The sequence below is a fragment of the Geomonas edaphica genome, from assembly GCF_004917075.1.
Taxonomy (GTDB): Bacteria; Desulfobacterota; Desulfuromonadia; order Geobacterales; family Geobacteraceae; genus Geomonas; species Geomonas edaphica.
In genome coordinates this window covers 74,257-95,848 of record NZ_SSYB01000001.1, presented here as the reverse complement: position 1 = coordinate 95,848, position 21,592 = coordinate 74,257, and the positions used below count along the sequence as shown (strand labels likewise).

The following is a 21,592-nucleotide window of genomic DNA, read 5'->3' as shown; positions in this document are numbered from 1 at the left end:
CTCATGACAAGTGCAGGCGCTCTCTCATCTACTTTAGGGGCGCATAATTACTCGCCGCCCTACCCTTATGCGACCCAGTCGTCGTCCTCCTCGACCGGTGCGAAACCGCGGCGCATGGTGTTCTCTGTGACCACCCTCGGATCCATGAAGTGCAGCAGGTAGTCGTGCCCGCCAGCCTTTGTGCCGACGCCGGACATCTTGGAGCCGCCGAAAGGCTGACGGCCGACCAGGGCGCCGGTGTTGTTGCGGTTCAGGTACAGGTTGCCGACGCGGAATTCGCGGCGTGCCTGTGTGAGGTGCTCCGGGCTTCTGGAGAAGACGCCGCCGGTGAGGGCGAACTTGGTGGAGTTCGCCCACGCGATCGCCTGGTCGAAGTCCTTCGCGCGCATGACGGCGAGAACCGGTCCGAAGATCTCCTCCTGGGCGATCCTGTGCTCGGGCTTGATGCCGCCGATGATGGTCATCGGGACATAGTAGCCGCCGTCGCTCGGGACCTTGCTCTCGTAGAGCACGTGCCCTTCCTTCTTGCCGATCTCGGCGTACTCCTTGATGGTCTTCATCGCCTTGTCGTCAGCGACGGCGCCCATGTAGTTGGCCGGGTCCTCGGAGGGACCAACCAGGGTCGCCTGCGCCATGGAGACGAGACGCTCGACGAACTTGTCGTAGACCGCGTCGAGCACGATGACGCGGGAGCATGCCGAACACTTCTGCCCCTGGAAGCCGAAGGCCGAGTAGAGGACATGCGGCACCGCCTCGTCGAGGTCGGCGTCGTCATCGATGATGATGGCGTTCTTGCCCCCCATCTCGCAGACGATCTTCTTGACGTTCTCCTGGCCCGGGTGGACCTTGGCGGCGCGCTCGATGATCCTGAGGCCAACCTCCATGGAGCCGGTGAAGGCGATGAGGGAGACGTCCGGGCTGTCGACGAGGTAGTCGCCCATAACGGAGCCGCGGCCCGGCGTGTAGTTGAAGACGCCTTCCGGGAGGCCAGCTTCGCGGAACAGTTCCACAATGTGGTAGCCGATCACCGAGGTAAGGCCGGAGGGCTTGAACACGACGCAGTTACCGGCCACGATGGCGGCCGAGGTCATGCCGAGGCTGATGGCGAGTGGGAAGTTCCACGGCGCGATCACCGCGGCGACGCCTTTCGGTTCGTAGAAGTAGTGGTTCAGCTCGCCCGGGGCGTTGCCGACGCGCTTCGGCGTGCCGAGGGTGATCATTTCACGGGCGTAGTATTCGAGGAAGTCGATCGCCTCGCAGACGTCGGCGTAAGCCTGGTCCCACTGCTTGCCGACCTCGAGCACCTGCCATGCGGAGAGTTCGAAGATGCGGCGGCGGGCCACGGCGGCGGCCTTGATCAGGTACTGCGCACGATCCTTCGGGTCGGTGTCGCGCCATGCCGGGAAGGCCTTCTTGGCCGCTGCGATGGCGTCGCCCACTTCAGCGGTCCCCGCCTGGCAGATCACGCCGATGGTTTCCGACGGCTTGTTCGGGTTCACCGACGGGATGGTGTCGGCGGTCTTCACTTCCTTGCCGTTGATGAAGAGGGGGTAGGTCTTACCGAGCTGCTTTCTCACCTCGACCACTTCCTTCGGGAACGCGGCGCGGTGGTCGGCACGGGTGAAGTCCACCATCGCCTCGTTGTAGAACGGCTTCAGGCCGCCAGGGCCCTTCGCTTCCGGTTTCTTGCCGGCGGCGCGTGCCGCACGCTCGCGCTGCACGGTGATTTCCGGATCCTCGAGCAGGCGCTCGATCTGCGCGTCCTCGGCGAAGCTCTGACGCAGGAAGGATTCGTTCGCGGTGTTCTCCAGCAGGCGGCGCACCAGGTAGCCCATGCCTGGCACCATGTCGCCGTACGGGCAGTAAAGGCGGATGCGGCCGGCAACCTTCAGAATGCCCCTTCTGACCGGCTCGGCCATACCGTAAAGCACCTGGAACTCGTAGCGCTCGTCGGGAACGTTCAGCTCTTTTGCCATCTCCATCACGGCCGAAATGGTCCTGATGTTGTGGGAGGCGCAGGCGAAGTGGCAGATGTCCGAGCTCTCCAGGATCATCCTTGCCTGGCGCTCGTAAGCGGCGTCCGACTCGGCCTTGATGGTCCAGACCGGAATCGCCCAATCGTTCTGCTTGGCCTTCACGGTTTCCATATCCCAGTAGGCGCCCTTAACGAGGCGGATGGAGATGTTCACCTTGTTCTGGCGTGCCCAGCTAAGGAGTGCCGGAAGGTCCTTGTCGGTGTCGACCAGGTAAGCCTGGAGCACGAGACCGAACTGGTCGTAGGTCGGGAACTCGAGCTTAAGCCGCTTGTACACCTCGATGATGATGTCCTTGTGACGGTAGGACTCCATGTCGATGCAGAGGAAGCCTTCCAGTTCCATGACCTTCACGGCGATCTTTCTGACGCGCTCGAGGATGGCGACCACCGAGCCTTCGAAGTCCTGCGGGTTGGCGAGGCAGAAGAGCGCGGTCGGCTTGACGGCCACGTTGACCTTCGGCGCATGCCCCCAGTCGAGGTTAGCGCTGCCGCCTTTGCCCGGCAGCGGCTTCCAGTCCTTGTATTCCTTCTTGAGCGAATCGAGGAGCTCAAGGTAGGTGTTCATGTAGATGTCGGCTTCCTTCTCAGAAAGGGTTGCCTCACCGAGCACGTCCACGACGAACGCGAAACCGTCTTTTCTCAGGCGCTCCATGTTCTTGATGGCTTCCTTGGTGTTCTCGCCGACGATGAACTGGCGCGCCATCTCCTGGATGTTGGTGGTGAGGAACTTGTTGAGCATGGCCCCGCCGAAAGAGCCGAGCATGCCTGCGACCTTGGCGCCTGTGGAGAGGACCGGCGGCATGTCCTTCTCCTCGCCGAAGTACTCACGGATGTGGTCGGTGAGGAGCTTGCCGGTGGTGAGAGACGGGAAGACGTCGACAAAGCGGAACATCTGGATCTTGAAGGTTTCGTTCTGCATGGACCAGTCCATCACCTTGCCCATCCAGGCCCCTTTGTTGAAGAGGGACGGCTTTTCGCCGGAGATGGTGGAGAAGAACTCCTTGCCCCGTGCAATGACTTTGTTGTTCAGTTCGGTGTTGTTCATCCAAAGGCTCCTTTATTACAGGTTGTTCCAAGAGGAAATCATAAACGTGTAAAGCTAGAGCACAAGCTGTGCCATCCGGTATACGATTTCGCTCATGGTGGAGACACGGAAGTATTTGTCGGGATCGGAACAGGCGTCGTAAAGGCGTATCGCTGGGCTAAAGTGCCGGAAGTATTATAGCAGGGGTATTGAGAAAGGTAATGTTGGATGGATGATTAAATAGAGCAGAGTAAGCGAGAGGCGCTGACAGAGGGAAGATTTGACCAGAGAAAGAGAGGAGCAATATGCAATCGCGCATAACGCATCCCTCCCCCGGAGGGGGAGGGTCATGGAGGGGGATGCGTAGCTGCTCACACAGGCATACGATCCCCCCTCCCAACCTCCCCCCTCCGGGGGGAGGAGCGCTATGCGATCCCATGCTTTTTCAGCTTCCGCGCAATGGTCGACTGGTTCACCCCGAGCGCCTCGGCCATGCGCACCTGGTTGCCGTGCATTTCCAGCGCCTTAACGAGAACCGCCTTCTCCACCTTATCCAGCGTTTCCTGTAGGGTGACCTCGTCATGCCACACGCCCCCTCCCCTCGTCGGCTGATGACCTCCGGCGGCGATTTCGGCGGGTAAATCCTTCACATCGATGAGATCCGTTTCCGTCATGACGACGAGCCGTTCGCAGATGTTCATCAACTGCCTGACGTTGCCGGGGTAATCATAGGCTAAAAGGGCATCGGAAGCGGCGCGGGTAAGACGCTTGCGGATCGAATCACGGGCGCCGAACAAATCGACGTAATGCCGGACAAGCGGGAGGATGCAGTCCCGCCTCTCTCTTAGAGCGGGCACGTGGATCGGGATCACGTTCAGGCGGTAGTAAAGGTCGAGGCGGAAGGTGCCGTCCTTGACCATCTGATCGAGGTTCCTGTGCGTTGCCGCGAGAATCCTGACGTCCAGCGTCCTCGCCTTGGTGCCGCCAAGCCTCACCACGCGGCCGTTCTCCAGGAAGCGAAGGAGCTTCACCTGTGCCGCCTGCGGCAGTTCGGCAATCTCGTCGAGAAACAGTATCCCGCCGTCGGCAAGCTCCAGGTACCCCGGCTTCCCAGTGGTCTGCGCGCCGGTGAAAGCACCCTTCTCGTAGCCGAAAAGCTCGGATTCTATTAGGGATTCCGGGATGGCACCGCAGTTGATCTCGATAAGCGGCTTGTCCGCGCGGCTGGAATTCTTATGTATCAGTTCGGCGATGAGCCCCTTGCCGACGCCCGACTCTCCCAGGATAAGCACAGTGGAATTGACCGCACTTACCTTGAGCGCCTGCTTCAGCGCGTTAACCATGAGAGGGCTGCGCGCGATGACGCTCCGGGAGGCGAGGTCCGCCTGCTGCATCTCGAGCATGTGGCTGCGAAACTGGTCGCGGAGCGCCTCCTGCTCCTCCAGTTCGCGCTGCAGGTTGTCAATCTCGGTAACATCACGCTCACTTACCACGACCCGGATGACCCGGCCGTTGCCGTCCAGAACCGGGGTGCCGGTCGAGATGAGCTTGCGTCCCTGGCGGTTTTGCAGCTGGCTCACCACCTTGCCGGTAGTCAGCGCCTCCAGCGCCGCCGACCGGTCGATAAAGCCCTGATCCAGCAGGTCGCGCATGTTCTTGCCCACGACCTCCGAGGCCTGGATGTTGTTGATGCGCTCGGACGCCGGGTTTATGCGGATTACGACGGCATCCGCGTTGCAGATCCATAGTCCGTCCGAAGACGAGTCGATGATCGCGTCCAGTTCCCGAGTGAGATCCTGGAACGCGAGCATCTGTCGCGCCATCTCTTCCAGATCAAGAGCCGTGACAGATCCAGTTACTTCTTCAGTCATAAAAACCTCCGGCAAAAGTAACGCCGACAGGCATTATGCTAAAATGCATTTCAATATGCAAGCAGGAATACTAGGACTGCATTAGCCTCTGACAGTGCGGTATGCGTGCACCGAGTAGAGCACAAGGCCTGCCCAGATAAACATGAAGCTGATCAGGTGGGTGTGTGTGAAGGTCTCGCCGAAGAGAGTTATGGCGAGCAGGAAGTGCATCGTGGGTGTGATGTACTGCAGGAAACCGATCGTTGCCAGACGCAACTTCTTTCCGGCCGCGGCAAAAAGCAGCAAGGGAATGGCGGTCACCACACCCGACATCGGGATCAGGATGTCCAGAGTGGATCCATGGGTTAGGAAGATGCCGGTCCCATTCTGGTTCAAATGCACCAGGTAGAAGAGCGCAACCGGCATGAGAAGCAGCGTCTCCACGGTGAGCCCGACCAGCGGCTCGACGTGCAGCATTTTCCGGATCAGCCCGTAAAGACCGAAGGAGAGCGCAAGCAGCAGGGAGAGCCAGGGAATGGCCCCGTGCTGGATGGCCAGGTACAAGACACCGGTGGTGGCAAGGCCGAGGCTGATCCATTGCGGGCGCTCAAGCCGCTCGTGCAGGAACAGAAAACCTAGCAGTACGTTCACCAGCGGGTTGATGAAATAGCCGAGGCTCGACTGCAGCACCTCGCCGATGCTGATGGCGTAGATGAAGACCAGCCAGTTGGTGGCGATGAGGATCGTGGTAATGGTAAGGACGGCCAGCGACTTTGGACGCTTCAGCACTTCGATGGTGCCGGGCCAGGCGCCCTTCCAGATGATGAGCAGCAGCAAAAAGGCGAGCGACCAGACGATCCGGTGCGAGACCATCTCCAGGGGGGGGACGACCTTGACCGATTTGAAGTAGACCGGGAAGAAGCCCCAGCAAAGGTAAGCCGCCAGGCCGTAGATGACGCCCTGGCGGCTTTTTTGTGCGGCGGTGAGCTCGGTATGTTCGGAGTTATCGCTCATGTACCAATATCCTCAAAATAGCCGGTCCGACAACTCCTCCCCCTGGAGGGGGGAGGCTGGGAGGGGGGAAAGCCTGAGGTCAAAGTCAGCCTGCTTCCCCCTCCCTAACCCTCCCCCTCCGGGGGAGGAAACCTGTTAGATGATCTTCAAGCCACGCAGCAGAATGACGGTGATGGTAATCGGCGCCACGTATTTCACAAGGAACAGGAAGATGCTGATGACCGGCCCGTTCTGCAGTTGCCCGTCGTTGGAAAGGGCCGCCCTCACCTTCTCCTCGCCCCAGACCCAACCGACGAAGATGCAGATGAAGAGACCGCCGATCGGCATCAGTACGTTGGAAGTGAGGAAATCGTAGAAGTCGAACATGGTCATGCCGAAGAACTTGAAGTTTGCCATGGTGCTGTTGGAAAGCGCCGCGGTGGAACCGATCAGGGCCAGCAGGATTACGGTGAGTGCCGTCGAGTTGAGGCGGGACATACCGAAACGCTGGTGCAGGTACGCGACCGGTACCTCAAGGATCGAGAGCATCGCGCCGGTAGCGGCGATGGCGCCCAGGACGAAGAAGAGCACCACGAAGATGTTGCCGAAGGGCATCTGCGAGAAGACCGCCGGGATGGTGATGAAGAGCAGCGACGGACCCGCCTCAGGCTTGAATCCGTAGGTGAAGACGGCCGGGAAGATCGCGACGCCCGCCAAGATGGACACGGTGAGGTCGGCGAGCATGACGCGCAGCGCGGTCATCGGAACGTTCTGGTCGTCACGGAAGTAGCTGCCGTAGGTGATCATGGTCCCCATGCCGACGGAAAGTTTGAAGAAGGCAAGGCCCATCGCGGTGAGGACAACGGCGCCGGTTACTTTGGAGAAATCGGGGCGAAAAAGAAACTCAAGACCTGCGGCGGCACCCGGAAGCATGAGGCTTCTGACGCCGATCATCACCAGGATGAGGAAGAGCACCGGCATGAGGCGCTTCGTAGTCTTCTCGATCCCCTTGGAAACACCGGCGACGATGATGGCGCCGACGAAGACCAGCACCAGGCACTGCCAGAAGACCGACTGCACCGGGTCGGTGATCAGTTTCTCGAACCCGGCGGAGGTCACCTTGGGATCGGACGAGAGCACCGCCCCGGAGGCGGCCTTGAAGATATAGGCGAAAACCCAACCCGCAACCTCGGTGTAGAAAGCGAGGATCAGGAAGGCGGAAAGAACACCCGCGGCGCCGATCAGCGCCCAGGATTCGTTCTTGGGATGCAGCACCTTGAAGGTGGTGAGCGCGTCGGACTTGGAACGGCGCCCCAGCATGAGTTCGGCGACCATGACCACGAGGCCGGCCATGAGGGTCGAGAGAAGATAGACGATGATGAACGCAGCCCCGCCATTAAGGCCGGTCAGCGCCGGGAACTTCCAGATGTTCCCCAACCCCACCGCAGAGCCGAGTGTTGCGGCGATTACTCCCAAACCGGAGGTAAAACTGTCCCGTGCCTTCGTTACTGTTACGTTTTGCATGAGTTCGTGCCCGAATACTTTGGGCTGCTCCCTTTAAAATAGCGGCAGTATTGCCGCGTTGTGTTGAATTGCTGTATGAGCAAGGACCGGTGGACGAATGACTATTCGCCCCTACTTTTTCACGTGGGCAACCTGGCCCGAGGTGATGTGGCAGAGTTGTTCCGGCGTCAGCGCGAAGACGGCATTCGGAGTCCCGGCCGCAGCCCAAAGCTCCTGGTAGCCAAGTAGGTCCTCGTCGATGAAGGTGGTGAGTGGCGTCGGATGACCGACCGGCGAGACGCCGCCGATGGCGTAACCGGTCTGCTCGCGCACGAAGTCCGGCGTCGCCCGTTCGATCTTTTCCCCGATCAGTACCGCGAGCGCCTTCTCGTTCACCATGTTGGCGCCGCTGGCCACCACGAAGACCGCGTTGCCGCTTTCCTTGCCGCGGAAAACGAGCGACTTCACGATCTGCCCCACCTCGCAGCCGACGGCGTTTGCCGCATCAACCGCGGTGCGGGTGCTCTCGCCCAGTTCCTTGACACGGCAGTCCACGCCGAAGCTGTTGAGCGCATCCTGCACCCTTTTCGCGCTCGCACTTAGATTGGTATCCATACTCGTTCCTCCTGTGCTGTCAGTCTGTGTTGAACGTAATGCGATCCACGCCCCTCGCCCGCAGGAAACCGGGCGACCACTGTAGGGGCGAATAATCATTCGCCCCCCTTTGCCGCACCTGCACCTCTCTCTCCAACGGCGGCGTCGGGGCACTGGCGGCAGGGCGGATAATTATTCACCCCTACGTGCGCGCAGATGAAACGCCAGCCGTCACCCTGGTGAAGAGGTACAGCCCGGCAAAGATAATCGAGCCTCCCATAGCTTGCCGCGGCGTCGGGTTCTCCCCCAGAAAAACAGCGGCCCAAAGGATGGCCCCCAGCGGCTCACCAAGGATACTCACCGAGACCACCGAGGCCTGCACGTAGCGAAGCACCCAGTTGAAAACGGTATGCCCGAGGATGGTGCAGACAAGCGCCAGCGCCACGAAAATGAGCCAGTCCTGCGCGGGATAAGGGTAGAAAGCGACCCCGCCGACAGCCGCCGCACCGCTCAGGGTTAGCGCACTCGCGCCGTAGGTCACGAAGGTGTACCCGGTAAGCGGAACGCCGTGACGCAGCCTGCGGCCGATCAACAGGTAACCGGAGACCATGACCGCGGCAAAAAGGGCAAGCAGATCCCCGATAAACGCCTGGCGCCCGATCTGAAAATCGGTGGCGCCGATGACGACGCTCCCCACAAAGGCGAGGAGACAGCCGTACAGCGCCTTGCGCGGCACGCTCTCCTGGAAGAAGATCCAGGAGCCGAGCACGACGAAAAGCGGCTGCGTGGTCACGAGCACCACGGAACTGGCGATGGAGGTGTACTTAAGCGAGATGAACCAGGTGACGAAGTGCAGCGCCAGAAAAACGCCGCTTCCGGCCGAGAGGCCGATCTGGCGCGCGGACATGCCACGTAAAGACAAAGCGCCGCCCCACAGGGTGAAGGGCGCAAGGAAGCAGAAGGTGAAGATGAGCCGGTAGGCGGCTATCACCAGGGGGGGAGCCGTGCAAACCCTCACCAGGATTGAGGAGAAGGAGACAGCAAAAACCCCTACCAGGATGGCCAGGTAGGGGTTGATCCAAGGCTTGGTTGTGGCGGTTGGGGACACCCTACTCTCCCAGGTAAGCCTTTCTCACTTCGGGGTTGGACGCCAGTTCCTTGGCGTCGCCCTGCAGCACCACCTCGCCGGTCTCGAGGACGTAGGCGCGGTGGGCGATGGAGAGCGCCATGTTGGCGTTCTGCTCGACCAGGAGGATGGTGGTGCCGCTCGCGTTGATCTCCTGGATGATCTGGAAGATCTGCTCGACGAGCATCGGCGCGAGACCCATGGAAGGCTCGTCAAGAAGGAGCAGTTTCGGGCGGGACATGAGCGCCCTGCCCATGGCCAGCATCTGCTGCTCACCGCCGGAAAGCGTCTTTGCCGCCTGCTTCTTACGCTCGTTCAGACGCGGGAAGCGCTGGAAGATCTTCTCCATGTCCGAGGCGACCTCGTTGTCGCTTCTCGTATAGGCGCCCATCTCGAGGTTCTCGAGCACGCTCATCTTGGCGAAGACGCGGCGCCCCTCAGGTACCTGCGAAATGCCGAGCTTCACGATCTCGTGCGGCGGAAGCTTGGTGATCTCCTTGTCGAGGTAGGTGATCTTCCCGGCCACAGACGGAACGATGTTGGAGATGGTGTTCAGGATGGTCGTCTTGCCCGCGCCGTTGGCACCGATCAGCGCGACGATCTCGCCCTGGTTGATCTGGAAGGAAACGTTTTGCAGCGCTTTGATGGCGCCGTAATTCACGCTGATGTTCTCTACCTTAAGCATCCGCTGCTCCTTTGCCGAGATAAGCCTCGATGACCTTCGGGTTCTTCCGGATTTCCTCCGGAGTCCCCTCGGCGATCTTCACCCCGTAGTCAAGGACGGCGATGCGGTCCGAGATCCCCATGACGAACTTCATGTCGTGCTCGACCAGGAAGACGGTGACGCCGGTCTTGCTGATGGCCTTGACCATCTCGGCGAGAACCTGCTTCTCCTGCGGGTTCATGCCGGCCGCCGGCTCATCCAGGAGGATGATCTGCGGCTTGATGGCGAGGGCACGGGCGATCTCGAGACGACGCTGCTCGCCGTACGGCAGGTTGCCCGCCAGCTCGTACGCCTTGTGGGTCAGGTCCACCTGTTTCAGGCAGGCCATGGCAAGTTCCTTAAGCTCAGCCTCCTGACGGCGCACCCACGGCAGGAATTTGAGCGCGGCGCCGGTCAGGTCGAAAGTCCCCTGGGTATGGGCGCCGATCAGGACGTTCTCCAGCACGGTGAGCTGGGTGAAGAGCCTGATGTTCTGGAAGGTCCTGCCGATGCCGGAACCGGCGATCTTGAAGGCGGGCTTTCCGGAGATGCTCTCGCCCATGAAGGAGATCTGCCCTTCGGTCGGGGTGTAGATGCCCGTGATCAGGTTGAACATGGTGCTCTTGCCCGCGCCGTTCGGTCCGATCAGGGCCATGATGCTCCCCTTCTCGACCTCGAGGTTTACCTTGTCTACGGCGACCAGGCCGCCGAAGCGGATGGTGACGTTATCGAGTTTAAGAATGGACATGCTTTACTCTCGTTTCGTGAGTTATTTTCTTGTTTCTGCTAGCCCTTGCTGGTCGGCTTCTTGCCTATGGCGCGCAGTAAAAGGTCGGTCAGGTTCACGCCGCCCAGAAGCCCGTTGGGACGGAAGACCATGAGGAACACAAGGAGCGCGCCGTAGACCAGCATGCGGTACTGCGACATGAAGCGGAGGAATTCGGGCGCCGAAGCGAGGATCGAGGAACCGATCACCGCGCCGGGTACGGACCCGAGGCCGCCCAGAACTACCATGGCCAGGATGTCGACGGACTTGAGGAAGCCGAAGTCCGAGGGGTTGATGTAGCTCAAAAAGTGTGCGTAGAGACCGCCGCCGATACCCGCCAGGAAGGAGCCGAGAGCGAAGGCCTGAATTTTGTAGCGTGCCGTGTTGATCCCCATGGCGTCCGCGGCGATCTCGTCCTCGCGGATCGCCTTCAGCGCGCGTCCGAAGCGGGAGTTCTGTACGAAAGTGACCAGGACGATGGCGAAGATCGCGACCACCCAGACGTAGATCGGCATCGGGATGGCGGTCTTGGCGGGAGGAACGGTGAGGCCGAGCGCCTTGTTGGTCGGCTCGAAGTTCAGGAAGAATACCTTGACGATTTCGGCAAAGCCCAAGGTGCAGATGGCAAGATAATCACCGGTTAGCCTGAGGATCGGGAAACCGATCATGGCGGCAACGATCGCGGTCACCACCCCTGTGACGGCCAGGTTGGCGACGAAGGGAAGGCCGGTCTTGATGGTGACCATGGCGCTCGTGAAGGCGCCTATGCTCATGAAGGCCGCGTGCCCCAGGGAGAGCTGCCCGGTAAGACCGGTGATGACGTTGAGCCCCAGCGCCAGCACGATAGCGATGCCGACGTTGACGAAAATCTGCAACATGTACGGGTCGATTGAGCCGACCAGGCTGTTCAGGAAGTCTGCCATCGAATCTATACCTTCTTTGTAATTTTTTGTCCGAGCAGGCCGGTCGGCTTGACAAGGAGGACCAGCACCAGGATGGTGAAGGCGATCGCGTCACGGTAGGAGGAGTAGCCGATGGCTACGCCGAAGACCTCGGAAACGCCGAGCAGCAGGCCGCCCAGCATCGCGCCGGGGATGGAGCCGATCCCGCCAAGAACCGCGGCGGCGAAGGCCTTGAGACCGGCCATGAGACCCATGTTGAAGGAAACCGCGTTAAAGAGAACCCCGACCAGCACCCCGCCCGCCGCAGCCAGCGCGGAACCGAGTGCGAAGGTGAAGGAGATGACGCGGTTCACGTTGATACCCATGAGCGCGGAGGTGTTGTAGTCCTCGGAGGTGGCGCGCATCGCCTTGCCGATCTTGGTTTTCTGGACGATGAACTCGAGCCCCATCATGAGTGCAGCGGAAACCCCGATGATGAGAAGCTGCAGCGTCGAGATGTCGGCGGAGCCGACCTTGATCTGCCTCACGGGGAATGCGCCGTCGGGGAATCCTTTCGCGTCGGCGCCGAATACCATCAAGGCGAGCGAGCTGAGGAAGATGGAGACACCGATCGCCGAGATCAGCGCCGAGAGGCGGGAGGACTTTCTGAGCGGGCGGTAGGCGATCAGTTCGATGACCACCCCCATGAGCATGCAGAAGATCATGGCGCCGATGATGGCAACGAATACGTTCACCTTGAAAGTGGCGACGAGGAGCAGGCCGACGAAGGCGCCCGCCATGAAGATCTCGCCGTGGGCGAAGTTGATCAGGGTGATGATACCGTAGACCATGGTGTAGCCCAAAGCGATGAGCGCATACACGCTACCTAAGGCCACGCCGTTTACTAGCTGTTGTAGGAACATGTCGACTTCCTTCCGACTGGGATTGTTGGAGAGCTTTTTTTTGCGGTATGACCAAAGCGGGAAATTCCGCGTTCAGCTCCGGCGATTCACAAAAATAGAACAGCGGAATGCCCTGAACGTATACCACAAAGTCCTTGAATTGTGCAAGGCATTGCTGATCTTAGATCCAGTACAGTTGATGAGCGTTTGCTTAGAATAAAACACTACGCCCTGCTCTTCTACTGGTCAGGCAACATGCCGCTGCGAGCGCAACCGCTAGCTTTAATGAGCTGCGTGGCTTGACAGCGCGACACTGTACAACAGCTCCCCCTGTTTAGTAAAGGCAAACTTTTGATTGAATCGAAAATTGTTTGCATCTGTATCTTGACATCCCTGTTTGCACCCGTTTTCTGCCCACTCTGTGCTAACTGCACCCAAAGGATGGTTACAGTCAGGAAGACGGGGAGAATAGAGTACAACAGGCTGTCCACGAAGCACCGCATTTGCCCCAACGTCCCCCCTTTGCGAAGGGGGGCCAGGGGGGATTTGCCTTTGATACCCACCACATAAAAAAACGCCGTGACACGAGGAGTTGCCACGGCGCTAATTGCATTGAAAACGTAAAGAGTTTGTTGTTTTACTATTCGGCCTGCGTTTTCCTTTCAAACCACCCGTACACCGCCGGGATGATCAACAAGGTAAGCAGCGTAGAAGTTATCAGTCCGCCAACAACAACGGTTGCCAGCGGCTTCTGGATTTCGGACCCGGTTCCACCGGCAAGGAGCATCGGCACCAGGCTGAAGATCGCGATCGACGCCGTCATCAGCACCGGCCGCAAACGATCGAGGGCCCCCTTGCGCACCGCTTCATCGACCGAAAGCCCTTCCTCCCGCAACTGTACAATCCGGGAGACCAGTACCAGGCCGTTTAGCACCGCTACGCCGAAGAGGACGATGAAACCGACGGAAGCGGGTACGGATAGATACTGCCCCGAGAGGAACAGCGAGAAGATTCCGCCGATCAGGGCGAACGGCAGGTTCGCGATCACGAGGAATGCGAGACGAATGGACCTGAAGGTCACGTAAAGCAGAAGCAGTATGAGCGCCACAGCGACCGGCCCGATGATCATGAGCCGGTTCATCGCCCGTTGCTGGTTCTCGAACTGGCCGCCCCAGGTGAGGTAATATCCCGGCGGCAGCTTAACCTGCGACCGGATCTTCTCCTTGGCTTCGGCAACGAAACTTCCGATATCTCTGCCGCTTACGTTCATCTCGATACCGATGCGCCTGACGCCGTCCTGGCGGCTGATCTGCACCGGTCCTTCTACCATCTTCACTTCCGCAAGTTGTTCCAGCGGCACGTTCAACCCGGACTTGGTAGTGACGAGGAGGTTCCGGATCGCCTCGAGCGAGTTGCGCTTTTCCTCGGGGAGACGGACGGTGATGTCGAAGCTGCGGTTCGCCTCGTAGAAGGTGGAAGCAGTCTTGCCGGCCACGGCGATCTCGATCACGTTCTGCACGTCACTTATGTTGAGACCGTAGCGCGCGATCTTCGCCCGGTCGATGGTGACAGTCAGGTACGGCTGTCCCGATACTTTTTCTGTGTTGAGGTCGGTGCCCCCGCGCACCTTGGCAAGCACCCTGGCGATCTCGGAGGACTTGTCGCGTAAGATGTCCAGATCATCGCCGAAGAGCTTCACGATGAGCTGCGCGCGCGTTCCCGCCACCAGCTCATCGATGCGGCACTGGATCGGCTGGCTGAACCCGAAGCTGATTCCGGGGATCTTTTCCAGCTCTTCGCGCATCTCGTTGGTCAGCTCCTCTTTCGAGATGTCGCGCTTCCACTGCTCCTTCGGCTTCAAGACCCCAACGTATCCGGTCTTGTCGGGGCCGCGGGTATCAAGCGCCACGCCGGTCTGCCCGATGCGACCGACCACCACATCCAGTTCTTCGAACTTCTTGAGTTTCTGCGTCGCCTGCTGATTCACCTCGAGCGCCTTAGCAAGTGAGACGCCCGGCAGCATGGCGATGTCCATGTCGAAGGAGCCCTCGTCCATGATGGGCATGAACTCGGTGCCAAGCCGCGTCACGAGAAAAAGGGAGAAGACGAGAAGTCCCCCCGCGACGCCTAGCACAACCTTCCTGCGGTTGAGCGCGTACTCCAGAAGCGGGAGATACTGCTCCTTGGCGTACAGCATGATGCGGCTTTCCTTCTCGAGCTGCGGCTTGAGAAACAGGCTGCAAAGCACCGGGATGATGAAGATCGACAAGAGCAGCGAGGACAAGAGCGCGATGGCGACGGTGATGGCCAGGGGGCCGAACATCTTCCCCTCGATCCCCTCGAGTGTGAGGATCGGGATGAAGGTGAGCGCGATGATGAGCTCGCCGAAGATGCTAGGTTTGCGCACCTCCATGACCGCCTTCAGAACGGTAACGAGTTTCGGCTGACGCTCCCCCTCCTCGCTCAGGTGGCGCTGCACGTTCTCCACCTGGATGATGGTGGTGTCGATGATCATGCCGATGGAGATGGCAAGTCCGCCCAACGACATGAGGTTCGCCGTGATGCCGGTAAGCTTCATCACGATGAAGGTGACCAGAAGCGACAGCGGCAGCGCGAGCAACACGACGATGCTGCCGCGGATGCTGTTCAAAAGGAGGTACAACACGACGAGGACAAGGAGCGCCCCCTCGACGAGCGCCTTGTTCACGGTGCCGACGCTCGACTTCACGATGTCGCTTCTGTCGTAGTACGGCACAATCTTTATGCCGTCGGAAAGCATGTTGCTTTCGTTGATCTCCTTTACCTTGGCCGCGACCCGCGCCACGACGTCGCGGCTGTTCTCGCCCCTGAGCATCATCACGATGCCCCCGACCGCCTCGCCCTGCGCGTCCTTTATCGCGGCACCCATGCGGACCGCCTCGCCGATTTTCACCTGGGCCACGTCGCGCAGGTAGACCGGGGTTCCCCCCTGAGACTTGAGGACGATGTTCTCGATGTCCGCAGTGGTCTGGATGAGGCCGACGCCGCGCACGATGTACTGGTCGGTGCCGCGCTCGAGGACGTTGCCTCCCACGTTACTGTTGTTGCTGCCGATCGCGCCGTAGACGTCGTCCACCGTCACGCCGAACTTCAAAAGCTTCTCGGGCGAGACCTCCACCTGGTACTGCTTGAAGTACCCGCCGAACGAGTTGATCTCGTTGACGCCGGGGACCCCCTTGAGCTGCGGGGCAAGAACCCATTCCTGGATGGTGCGCAGGTTGGTGAGGTAGGCGCGTTGTCCCTCGGGGTCCTTGGGCATCTTACCCTCGAGGGTGTACTGGTAAATCTCCCCCATCGCGGTACCGATCGGCCCCATGGAAACCTCGACTCCCTTGGGAACCTTTTCGCGGGCCTCGGCCAGGCGCTCAAAAACCAGCTGTCTGGCGAAATAGATGTCGACGTTGTCCTTGAAGACGACGGTGACGATGGAAAGTCCGAACTTTGTTACCGAGCGGAGCTGTTCGATGTCGGGAAGCCCCCGCATCGCCGTCTCGATGGGATAGGTTACGTTTCTCTCGATCTCCTCCGCCGAAAGACCGTCGGCGTGGCTCACCACTTCCACCTGGATGTTGGTGACATCCGGGAAGGCATCTATGGGTAGTTTCAGATAGGAATAGAAGCCGAAGACGACGATCACCAACGCGAGGAAGATGACCATACCCTTTTGCTTCAGCATGAATGCGACTGTTCTTTCAAGCATGGGTGCTGGTCTCCTTAGTGATCGTGCCCCTCGATTTCGCCTTTCTGCAATTCCGACTTGAGGACGAAGCCCCCCTTCACCGCCAGGCGTTCACCTTCCTTGAGACCGGAGAGCACCTCGACCATGCCGCCGGAAGCGCGGCCAAGCTGAACCGGGCGCGACTCGAACGCCCCTTCCCCCTCGGCGACGAAAACGAGCTTCTTACCTTCCAATTCCTGGACCGCCTCCTCGGGAACCGCGAGCACCGCTGCCGCGTCAGCCGCTATGGCGAGCTCGACGGTGGCGAACATCTCCGGCTTGAGTTTGCGCCCCGGGTTCGCCACCTCCACCCGCGCCTTTATGGTTCGGGTCGCTTCATCGACAACGTCGGCGAGGTAAGTGACACGCCCCCGGAACTTGGTATCGGGGAAGGCGTTCACCATCACCGTCGCCGTCTGGCCGCGCCGCACCTTGGCGAGATCTTTTTCGTGGATATCCACCATCACCCAAACCGAGGAGAGGTCGGCGACCGTGTAGAGACTCTTGGCTGGATCGGCGAGCTCGCCCACGATGGCGTGCTTTTCCGTGATGACGCCGGAAATCGGCGAACGGACCGGAAGAATGGGCTTTTTGCCGGCCTTGAGATCGCCCGCAGAGACGCCGTACAGCGCCAGGCGTTCCTGGTCGGTGTGCAGTTCCGTCTGTGCGGTCTTGTAGTCGGTCTCGGCCTGCAGGATCTCCTTGCGCGCAGCGATCTTCTTGTCCACCAGCACCTTCACCCGGTCCATGTTGGACTGCGCCAGTGAAAGCCGCGTCTTCGACTGGTGGTAGCGGCTTAAAGCCTCCCCGAGCTCGACGCTGTCGAGCGTGGCGAGCACCTGCCCCGCTCCCACGCTGTCTCCCAAGGACGCGCGAACCGCGACGACCTTTCCGGAGATGCGCGGCGAGACGTGGGCGATGCGGTCGGCGTTAGCCTCCACCTTGCCGGTCGCGCTGATCATGCCGGCCATCTGCAGTTTTTTCGCGGCTGCGACGACCACGCCGCTTTGCTTTTGCACCTCTGCGCTCATCTTGACGAGCTTTGCTCCGTGCTCGTCGTGGCCTTCGTGCCCCTTTTCCTCTTTCCCTTCGGCGTGCTCGCCTTTTTCCTCGCCGTGCCCTGCCTCCGCATGTTCCGCGTGCTCTGCTGCCGTGGAGGAGTTGGCCAGCCGGTATGCAACGCCGCCGCCAAGGGCGACAGCCAGAATGAGTCCTATGATGATTCCCTTCTTGTTCACTGCTCACCTCCGTTCATGTCAGCGGCTACCGCCGATTCTAATTTCGCTAAGGCCATCTGCCGTGCATGCAGGGCGGTCAGGTAACTGTCGCTTACCTCGAAAAACTTCTTCTGTTCCTCGATCACCGCGAGGATGCCGACCTCGCCCAACCGGTAGGCCTCCTGGGTGAGCTTCAGGTTCTCTTCAAGCTGACGCAGGATGCTTGACTTGTAGAGCGAAACGACCTTTTCCGCGTTGGCGAGGCTCGCCCAGGCGCTCTCCACCTCACGCTCGACGGTGACGGCAGCAGCCTTGGCGCGGATCTCCGCACTGCTGCGCTTCGCCCGCGCCTCCTGCACTCCGGCGCGATTTCGGTCGAACAACGGGATCGGCATGGAAAACTTGAGGCCCACCGTGTAGGCAGTCTCTCTCCCCTCAACGCCGCCAATTTCCATCGAACTCGCCTCGCGAGACAGTGCGACCCCTGCAGTCAGGTTGGGAATCGCCTCGGCTTCGGCGAGCGCCACCTCCGCATCACCTTTACTTGCTGCGGCAGCGACCGCCTTAAGGTCAGGGCGACGGTTGAGGGCCAGGCGCTTCAGGTCGGCCAGGTTCGCGCCCTTGAAAGTCGCGGCATCGAGGCTCCCGTTCAGCAAAGGCGCTTCGCCGTGAGGGAGAGCGAGCAGGGAGAAGAGTCTTGAACTGGACTCGAGGTAAGCACGGTCGATATCGATGCGAGCGCCCTCACTGCGGGCAAGTTCCACCTGGACCAGGTACATCTCAAGCTCCGGGATATCCCCTGCGTTGAGACGGTCCTCCGCCACCTGGAGCAACTGTTTGTTCAGGTCTATGGAACGGTACGCCAAGGCGAGTCTCTGTCCGGCGAGAAGCGCGTCGGAGTAGGCACCCTGCACCTGCTCCTTGAGGGTACGCTCGCGGTCGAGCACCTGCCAGCGGTACGCTGCCATGTCACGCTCGGCGACAAGACTGCGCTTGTTCCGCTTGTCTCCAAGCAGAAGTTCCTGGGAAATACCGAGGGAGAGGGTGTTGTCGGCACTGCTGCCGGTTAAGGCTCCAGTTGCGCCCTCCACCTCGAAGGTCGGATTGGGAAGCAGCCCGGCGCGCAAGGATGCGGCGTCGAAAATGCCTGCCTCCTTGCGCAAAGAGGCGATATCGGGGTTGTTACTGAGCGCCGTTTCAACGGCCTGGCGCAGAGAAAGGGCCTGCGTTTCAGCCGTTACGGGTGAAGCTGCCAAAAGGCAAAGGGCCACGGGCAGAAGAAGCCGCGCTCCCCTGAATGCAGTTGTTCCCAATGGGAAAACCTCCTGATCAGATGATGAAAAATACGAAAATGAACGTGACACGGCATGACTGCCCGAGAGGGCAAGCCTATGCGTTAGACGCACTACAGCCGTAAAGGGGAATTAGGCGCGCAACTGAGGGGGAACGAACTTGGAGAGAAAAACTTCCGGGAGGAAGGTGAAACGATCGAAACTTTTGATGTCTGAAAGAAGGGGAAGGTAGTTGAAAGAGAAAGAACCGAGGTTCAAGGAAAGATGGCAGGCGCAATCGCAGCAGAAATCGCAGTCGGCATGTCCGTCTTCCTCGTCCGCCGGACAACCGGGGAGATCGCACTCGGCGCCTTCGTGGGAGACGGTTTGTTCGCAGCTCGCAGCGCTTACGCCAAGTTGCTTGGCATGGGCGCTTTCGCACGTGCCACCCAGGATGAAGCAGAACAGCACCATGAGCAGCAAGGTAGAGATCGATTTAAGTGGCATCAAGTATCGCATCGCGCCGGAAAGATAGCTAAGGAAAGGCTAAGGTGTCAAGGAAAAAGCTGGCAGGAGGAAAGCTTCCTCCTGCCGGCATCGATTAGTCGAAGAGCTCTTCGAGAAATGATTTCTTACGATACGGCTTATGCCCGTGGTGCTGCGCATGGTGATAATCGGGCTGTGGCGCGTACTGTTGCTGTTGCTGTTGCTGTTGCTGTTGCTGTTGCTGCTGGGGCTGGGGCTGCTGCGGCTGTATTGCAGAGCGCTCTATGATCTTGTCGAGCTCCCCGCGATCAAGCCAAATGCCGCGGCACTGTGGACAGTAGTCGATTTCAATCCCCTGACGTTCAGACATGACAAGGTTCGCGTCGTTGCATACGGGGCACTTCATAGCATCCTCCTTTGTCTTTGCCTCCCGCAAGGGGCGAGAGGGTTGGCGGCAGGCTACTCACCTGCCCTGTCCGTATCAAGATGCGGCTCATGCAGTTTAACAGGTTTACCCCGCCGCACCCGCAGGTTGAGCATCTCGACCATCACCGAGAAAGCCATCGAGAAATAGATGTACCCCTTGGGGATGTGCATCCCGAAGCCCTCGCCTATGAGCGAAACGCCGATCAAGAGCAGGAAGCTAAGAGCGAGCATCTTTATGGTCGGATGTCTTTCGACGAAGGCGCTGATCTTGCCGGAAAATAGCATCATAAATCCAACTGCGATGACCACCGCGGCGACCATGATGAAGAGCTGACTCGCCATGCCGATAGCGGTGATGATGGAATCGAGCGAAAAAACAATGTCCAGCAGCAGGATCTGCACGATAACGGCGCCAAAAGTTGCACCCACCTTCGAGGCGTGCACGACCTCTTCGCCTTCGAGCTTCTCGTGAATTTCCATCGTACTCTTCCAGATGAGGAAGAGACCGCCGCTTAGAAGGATCAGATCACGGCCGGAGATTTCGTTTCCGAAGAGGCTGAAAAGCGGTGTAGTAAGCCCCATGAGCCAGGTAAGCGAGAAGAGAAGCGCCACGCGGATGAACATGGCGAGGCCGAGGCCGGTCAGCCTCGCCTTCTCCTGCTGCGCCGCTGGGAGCTTGCTTGCCTGGATGGAGATGAAGATGATGTTGTCAATGCCGAGCACGATCTCCAGCGCGGTCAGCGTGATGAGAGCCATCCAGACCTGCGGGTCGGTAAACCAATCCATCAAAGCTTCTCCTTAGAGTAATTTTATAGGTCCCCTCCCCCGCAGGGGGAGGAGTGATTAGCGCCTGACCGCCATCTGCTCGAGCCGCGCGATGCGCTCTTCCATTGGGGGGTGGGTGGAAAAGAGTTCCATCAAGCCGCCGCCGGTAAGCGGGTTCACTATGAACATGTGCGCCGTGGCGGGTCTCGCCTCCTGCATCGGAAGCTGGTGTGAGGCCATGTGCAGTTTCCTCAAGGCCGAGGCGAGCGCCAGCGGACGGCCACAGATCTCGGCACCGGTGGCGTCGGCTAAGTACTCGCGCGACCTGGAGACGGCCATCTGAATAAGCATCGCGGCGATCGGAGCGATAATCGCCATGGCGAGCGACCCGACCAGTCCGGCGATGCCGCCGCCGTCCTCCTCGTCGCTACGGCCGGCGCCGAACATGGCACCCCACTGCAGCATGTTGCCGATCATGGAGATAGCGCCGGCGAAGGTGGCGGCAATGGTGCCGACCAGGATGTCCCGGTTTTGCACGTGGGCCAGTTCATGCGCCATTACCCCTTCGAGCTCCTCCGGCGAGAGGATACGCAGTATCCCTTCCGTCGCGGCAACAGCAGCGTTCTGCGGGTTACGGCCGGTTGCGAAGGCGTTGGGACTGTCGGAAGGTATGATGTACACCTTCGGCATGGGAAGCCCTGCGCGCATGGCGAGGTTACGCACGAGGTTGTAGAAGGTCGGGTGGTCGTGCTCGCCGATCTCCTGCGCGCCGTACATGCGCAGCACGATTTTGTCCGAGAACCAGTAGGAGAAGAAGTTCATGCCAAGGGCGATGACGAAGGCGGTGACCATTCCGGACCGCCCGCCCATGGCGTTACCCATGGTCACCATGAGAACGGTGAGAAGAGCCAGCAGAAATGTTGTCTTGAGTCTTTGCATAGTATTTACCTCTAGATTGAAGATGCCCCGAAGGACTTGTTTCAGCTGAGGGCAAATAAAAAGACCTTTACCCTCGGCATAGTTACCAGGATAAAGGTCTTGTTGGCAGGATGTCTGCCCCGGTTCCGGGTCTTGCGACCGTATTGACGAAACTCGGGTCGGCCATGTCTCCGGCCGATAACTACTCCCCTTTAATGGTACGAAATATAATTTTTCCTATGCCAGTTGTCAAGGGTAATCGGTAACAGCACAGACCAAAGTAAAGACACTAAAATCACAACGCAAAGACGCGGAGCCGCAAAGACGCAAAGAGAAGGCAAGCTGTTAAACGGTTTGAAGGTTTAACTTTGCGCC

At 59.8% G+C, this 21,592-nt stretch carries 17 protein-coding genes; all 17 read right to left on the bottom strand.

Going from position 1 to position 21,592, the window contains the following annotated elements; genetic code table 11:
• Positions 1 to 65: 65 nt before the first annotated feature.
• The 17 genes from pruA to htpX all read right to left on the bottom strand — a co-directional run bounded on the left by pruA (position 66) and on the right by htpX (position 21,238).
• Positions 66 to 3,080, bottom strand: coding sequence for an L-glutamate gamma-semialdehyde dehydrogenase (gene pruA, locus E8K79_RS00395; RefSeq protein WP_136512970.1), 3,015 nt, complete (start codon positions 3,078 to 3,080; stop codon positions 66 to 68).
• A gap of 404 nt (positions 3,081 to 3,484) precedes the next feature.
• Positions 3,485 to 4,930, bottom strand: coding sequence for a sigma-54 interaction domain-containing protein (locus tag E8K79_RS00390; RefSeq protein ID WP_136512969.1), 1,446 nt, complete (start codon positions 4,928 to 4,930; stop codon positions 3,485 to 3,487).
• 81 nt (positions 4,931 to 5,011) lie between these two features.
• Positions 5,012 to 5,923 (bottom strand): EamA family transporter RarD, encoded by a 912-nt coding sequence (rarD, locus tag E8K79_RS00385; RefSeq protein ID WP_136512968.1) that lies wholly within the window; start codon positions 5,921 to 5,923, stop codon positions 5,012 to 5,014.
• A gap of 135 nt (positions 5,924 to 6,058) precedes the next feature.
• The gene (locus E8K79_RS00380; RefSeq protein ID WP_136512967.1) at positions 6,059 to 7,426 is read right to left on the bottom strand and encodes a sodium-dependent transporter; all 1,368 of its coding nucleotides are present in this window, start codon (positions 7,424 to 7,426) and stop codon (positions 6,059 to 6,061) included.
• A gap of 111 nt (positions 7,427 to 7,537) precedes the next feature.
• Positions 7,538 to 8,020, bottom strand: a complete 483-nt coding sequence (locus tag E8K79_RS00375; RefSeq protein WP_136512966.1) for a YbaK/EbsC family protein — start codon at positions 8,018 to 8,020, stop codon at positions 7,538 to 7,540.
• A 181-nt stretch (positions 8,021 to 8,201) separates the two neighbouring features.
• Positions 8,202 to 9,107: a DMT family transporter gene (locus tag E8K79_RS00370; protein ID WP_136512965.1), complete on the bottom strand. Its 906-nt coding sequence runs from the start codon at positions 9,105 to 9,107 to the stop codon at positions 8,202 to 8,204.
• 1 nt (position 9,108) lies between these two features.
• The gene (locus tag E8K79_RS00365) at positions 9,109 to 9,810 is read right to left on the bottom strand and encodes an ABC transporter ATP-binding protein (RefSeq protein ID WP_135870267.1); all 702 of its coding nucleotides are present in this window, start codon (positions 9,808 to 9,810) and stop codon (positions 9,109 to 9,111) included.
• Positions 9,803 to 10,576, bottom strand: a complete 774-nt coding sequence (locus E8K79_RS00360) for an ABC transporter ATP-binding protein (protein WP_135870268.1) — start codon at positions 10,574 to 10,576, stop codon at positions 9,803 to 9,805. The genes E8K79_RS00365 and E8K79_RS00360 overlap by 8 nt, the downstream gene beginning before the upstream one ends.
• A 38-nt stretch (positions 10,577 to 10,614) precedes the next feature.
• On the bottom strand, positions 10,615 to 11,517 hold the full coding sequence (locus tag E8K79_RS00355) for a branched-chain amino acid ABC transporter permease (RefSeq protein WP_135870269.1): 903 nt from the start codon (positions 11,515 to 11,517) through the stop codon (positions 10,615 to 10,617).
• Between the two features lie 5 nt (positions 11,518 to 11,522).
• Positions 11,523 to 12,398: a branched-chain amino acid ABC transporter permease gene (locus E8K79_RS00350; protein WP_135870270.1), complete on the bottom strand. Its 876-nt coding sequence runs from the start codon at positions 12,396 to 12,398 to the stop codon at positions 11,523 to 11,525.
• A 619-nt stretch (positions 12,399 to 13,017) separates the two neighbouring features.
• Complete coding sequence (locus tag E8K79_RS00345) at positions 13,018 to 16,116, bottom strand: efflux RND transporter permease subunit (RefSeq protein ID WP_136512964.1); 3,099 nt, start codon at positions 16,114 to 16,116, stop codon at positions 13,018 to 13,020.
• 14 nt (positions 16,117 to 16,130) lie between these two features.
• Positions 16,131 to 17,372: an efflux RND transporter periplasmic adaptor subunit gene (locus tag E8K79_RS00340; RefSeq protein WP_136512963.1), complete on the bottom strand. Its 1,242-nt coding sequence runs from the start codon at positions 17,370 to 17,372 to the stop codon at positions 16,131 to 16,133.
• Positions 17,369 to 18,664 carry a TolC family protein gene (locus tag E8K79_RS00335; RefSeq protein ID WP_136512962.1) on the bottom strand — a complete coding sequence of 432 codons (1,296 nt, stop codon included), beginning with the start codon at positions 18,662 to 18,664 and terminating at the stop codon, positions 17,369 to 17,371. Before E8K79_RS00335 ends, E8K79_RS00340 begins: the two co-directional genes overlap by 4 nt.
• A gap of 111 nt (positions 18,665 to 18,775) precedes the next feature.
• Positions 18,776 to 19,129: a hypothetical protein gene (locus tag E8K79_RS00330; RefSeq protein ID WP_136512961.1), complete on the bottom strand. Its 354-nt coding sequence runs from the start codon at positions 19,127 to 19,129 to the stop codon at positions 18,776 to 18,778.
• A gap of 94 nt (positions 19,130 to 19,223) precedes the next feature.
• Positions 19,224 to 19,514 (bottom strand): TFIIB-type zinc ribbon-containing protein, encoded by a 291-nt coding sequence (locus E8K79_RS00325; protein ID WP_136512960.1) that lies wholly within the window; start codon positions 19,512 to 19,514, stop codon positions 19,224 to 19,226.
• A gap of 53 nt (positions 19,515 to 19,567) precedes the next feature.
• Positions 19,568 to 20,320 carry a TerC family protein gene (locus E8K79_RS00320; RefSeq protein ID WP_136512959.1) on the bottom strand — a complete coding sequence of 251 codons (753 nt, stop codon included), beginning with the start codon at positions 20,318 to 20,320 and terminating at the stop codon, positions 19,568 to 19,570.
• 57 nt (positions 20,321 to 20,377) lie between these two features.
• Positions 20,378 to 21,238 carry a zinc metalloprotease HtpX gene (gene htpX, locus E8K79_RS00315; protein WP_136512958.1) on the bottom strand — a complete coding sequence of 287 codons (861 nt, stop codon included), beginning with the start codon at positions 21,236 to 21,238 and terminating at the stop codon, positions 20,378 to 20,380.
• Positions 21,239 to 21,592: the final 354 nt, after the last annotated feature.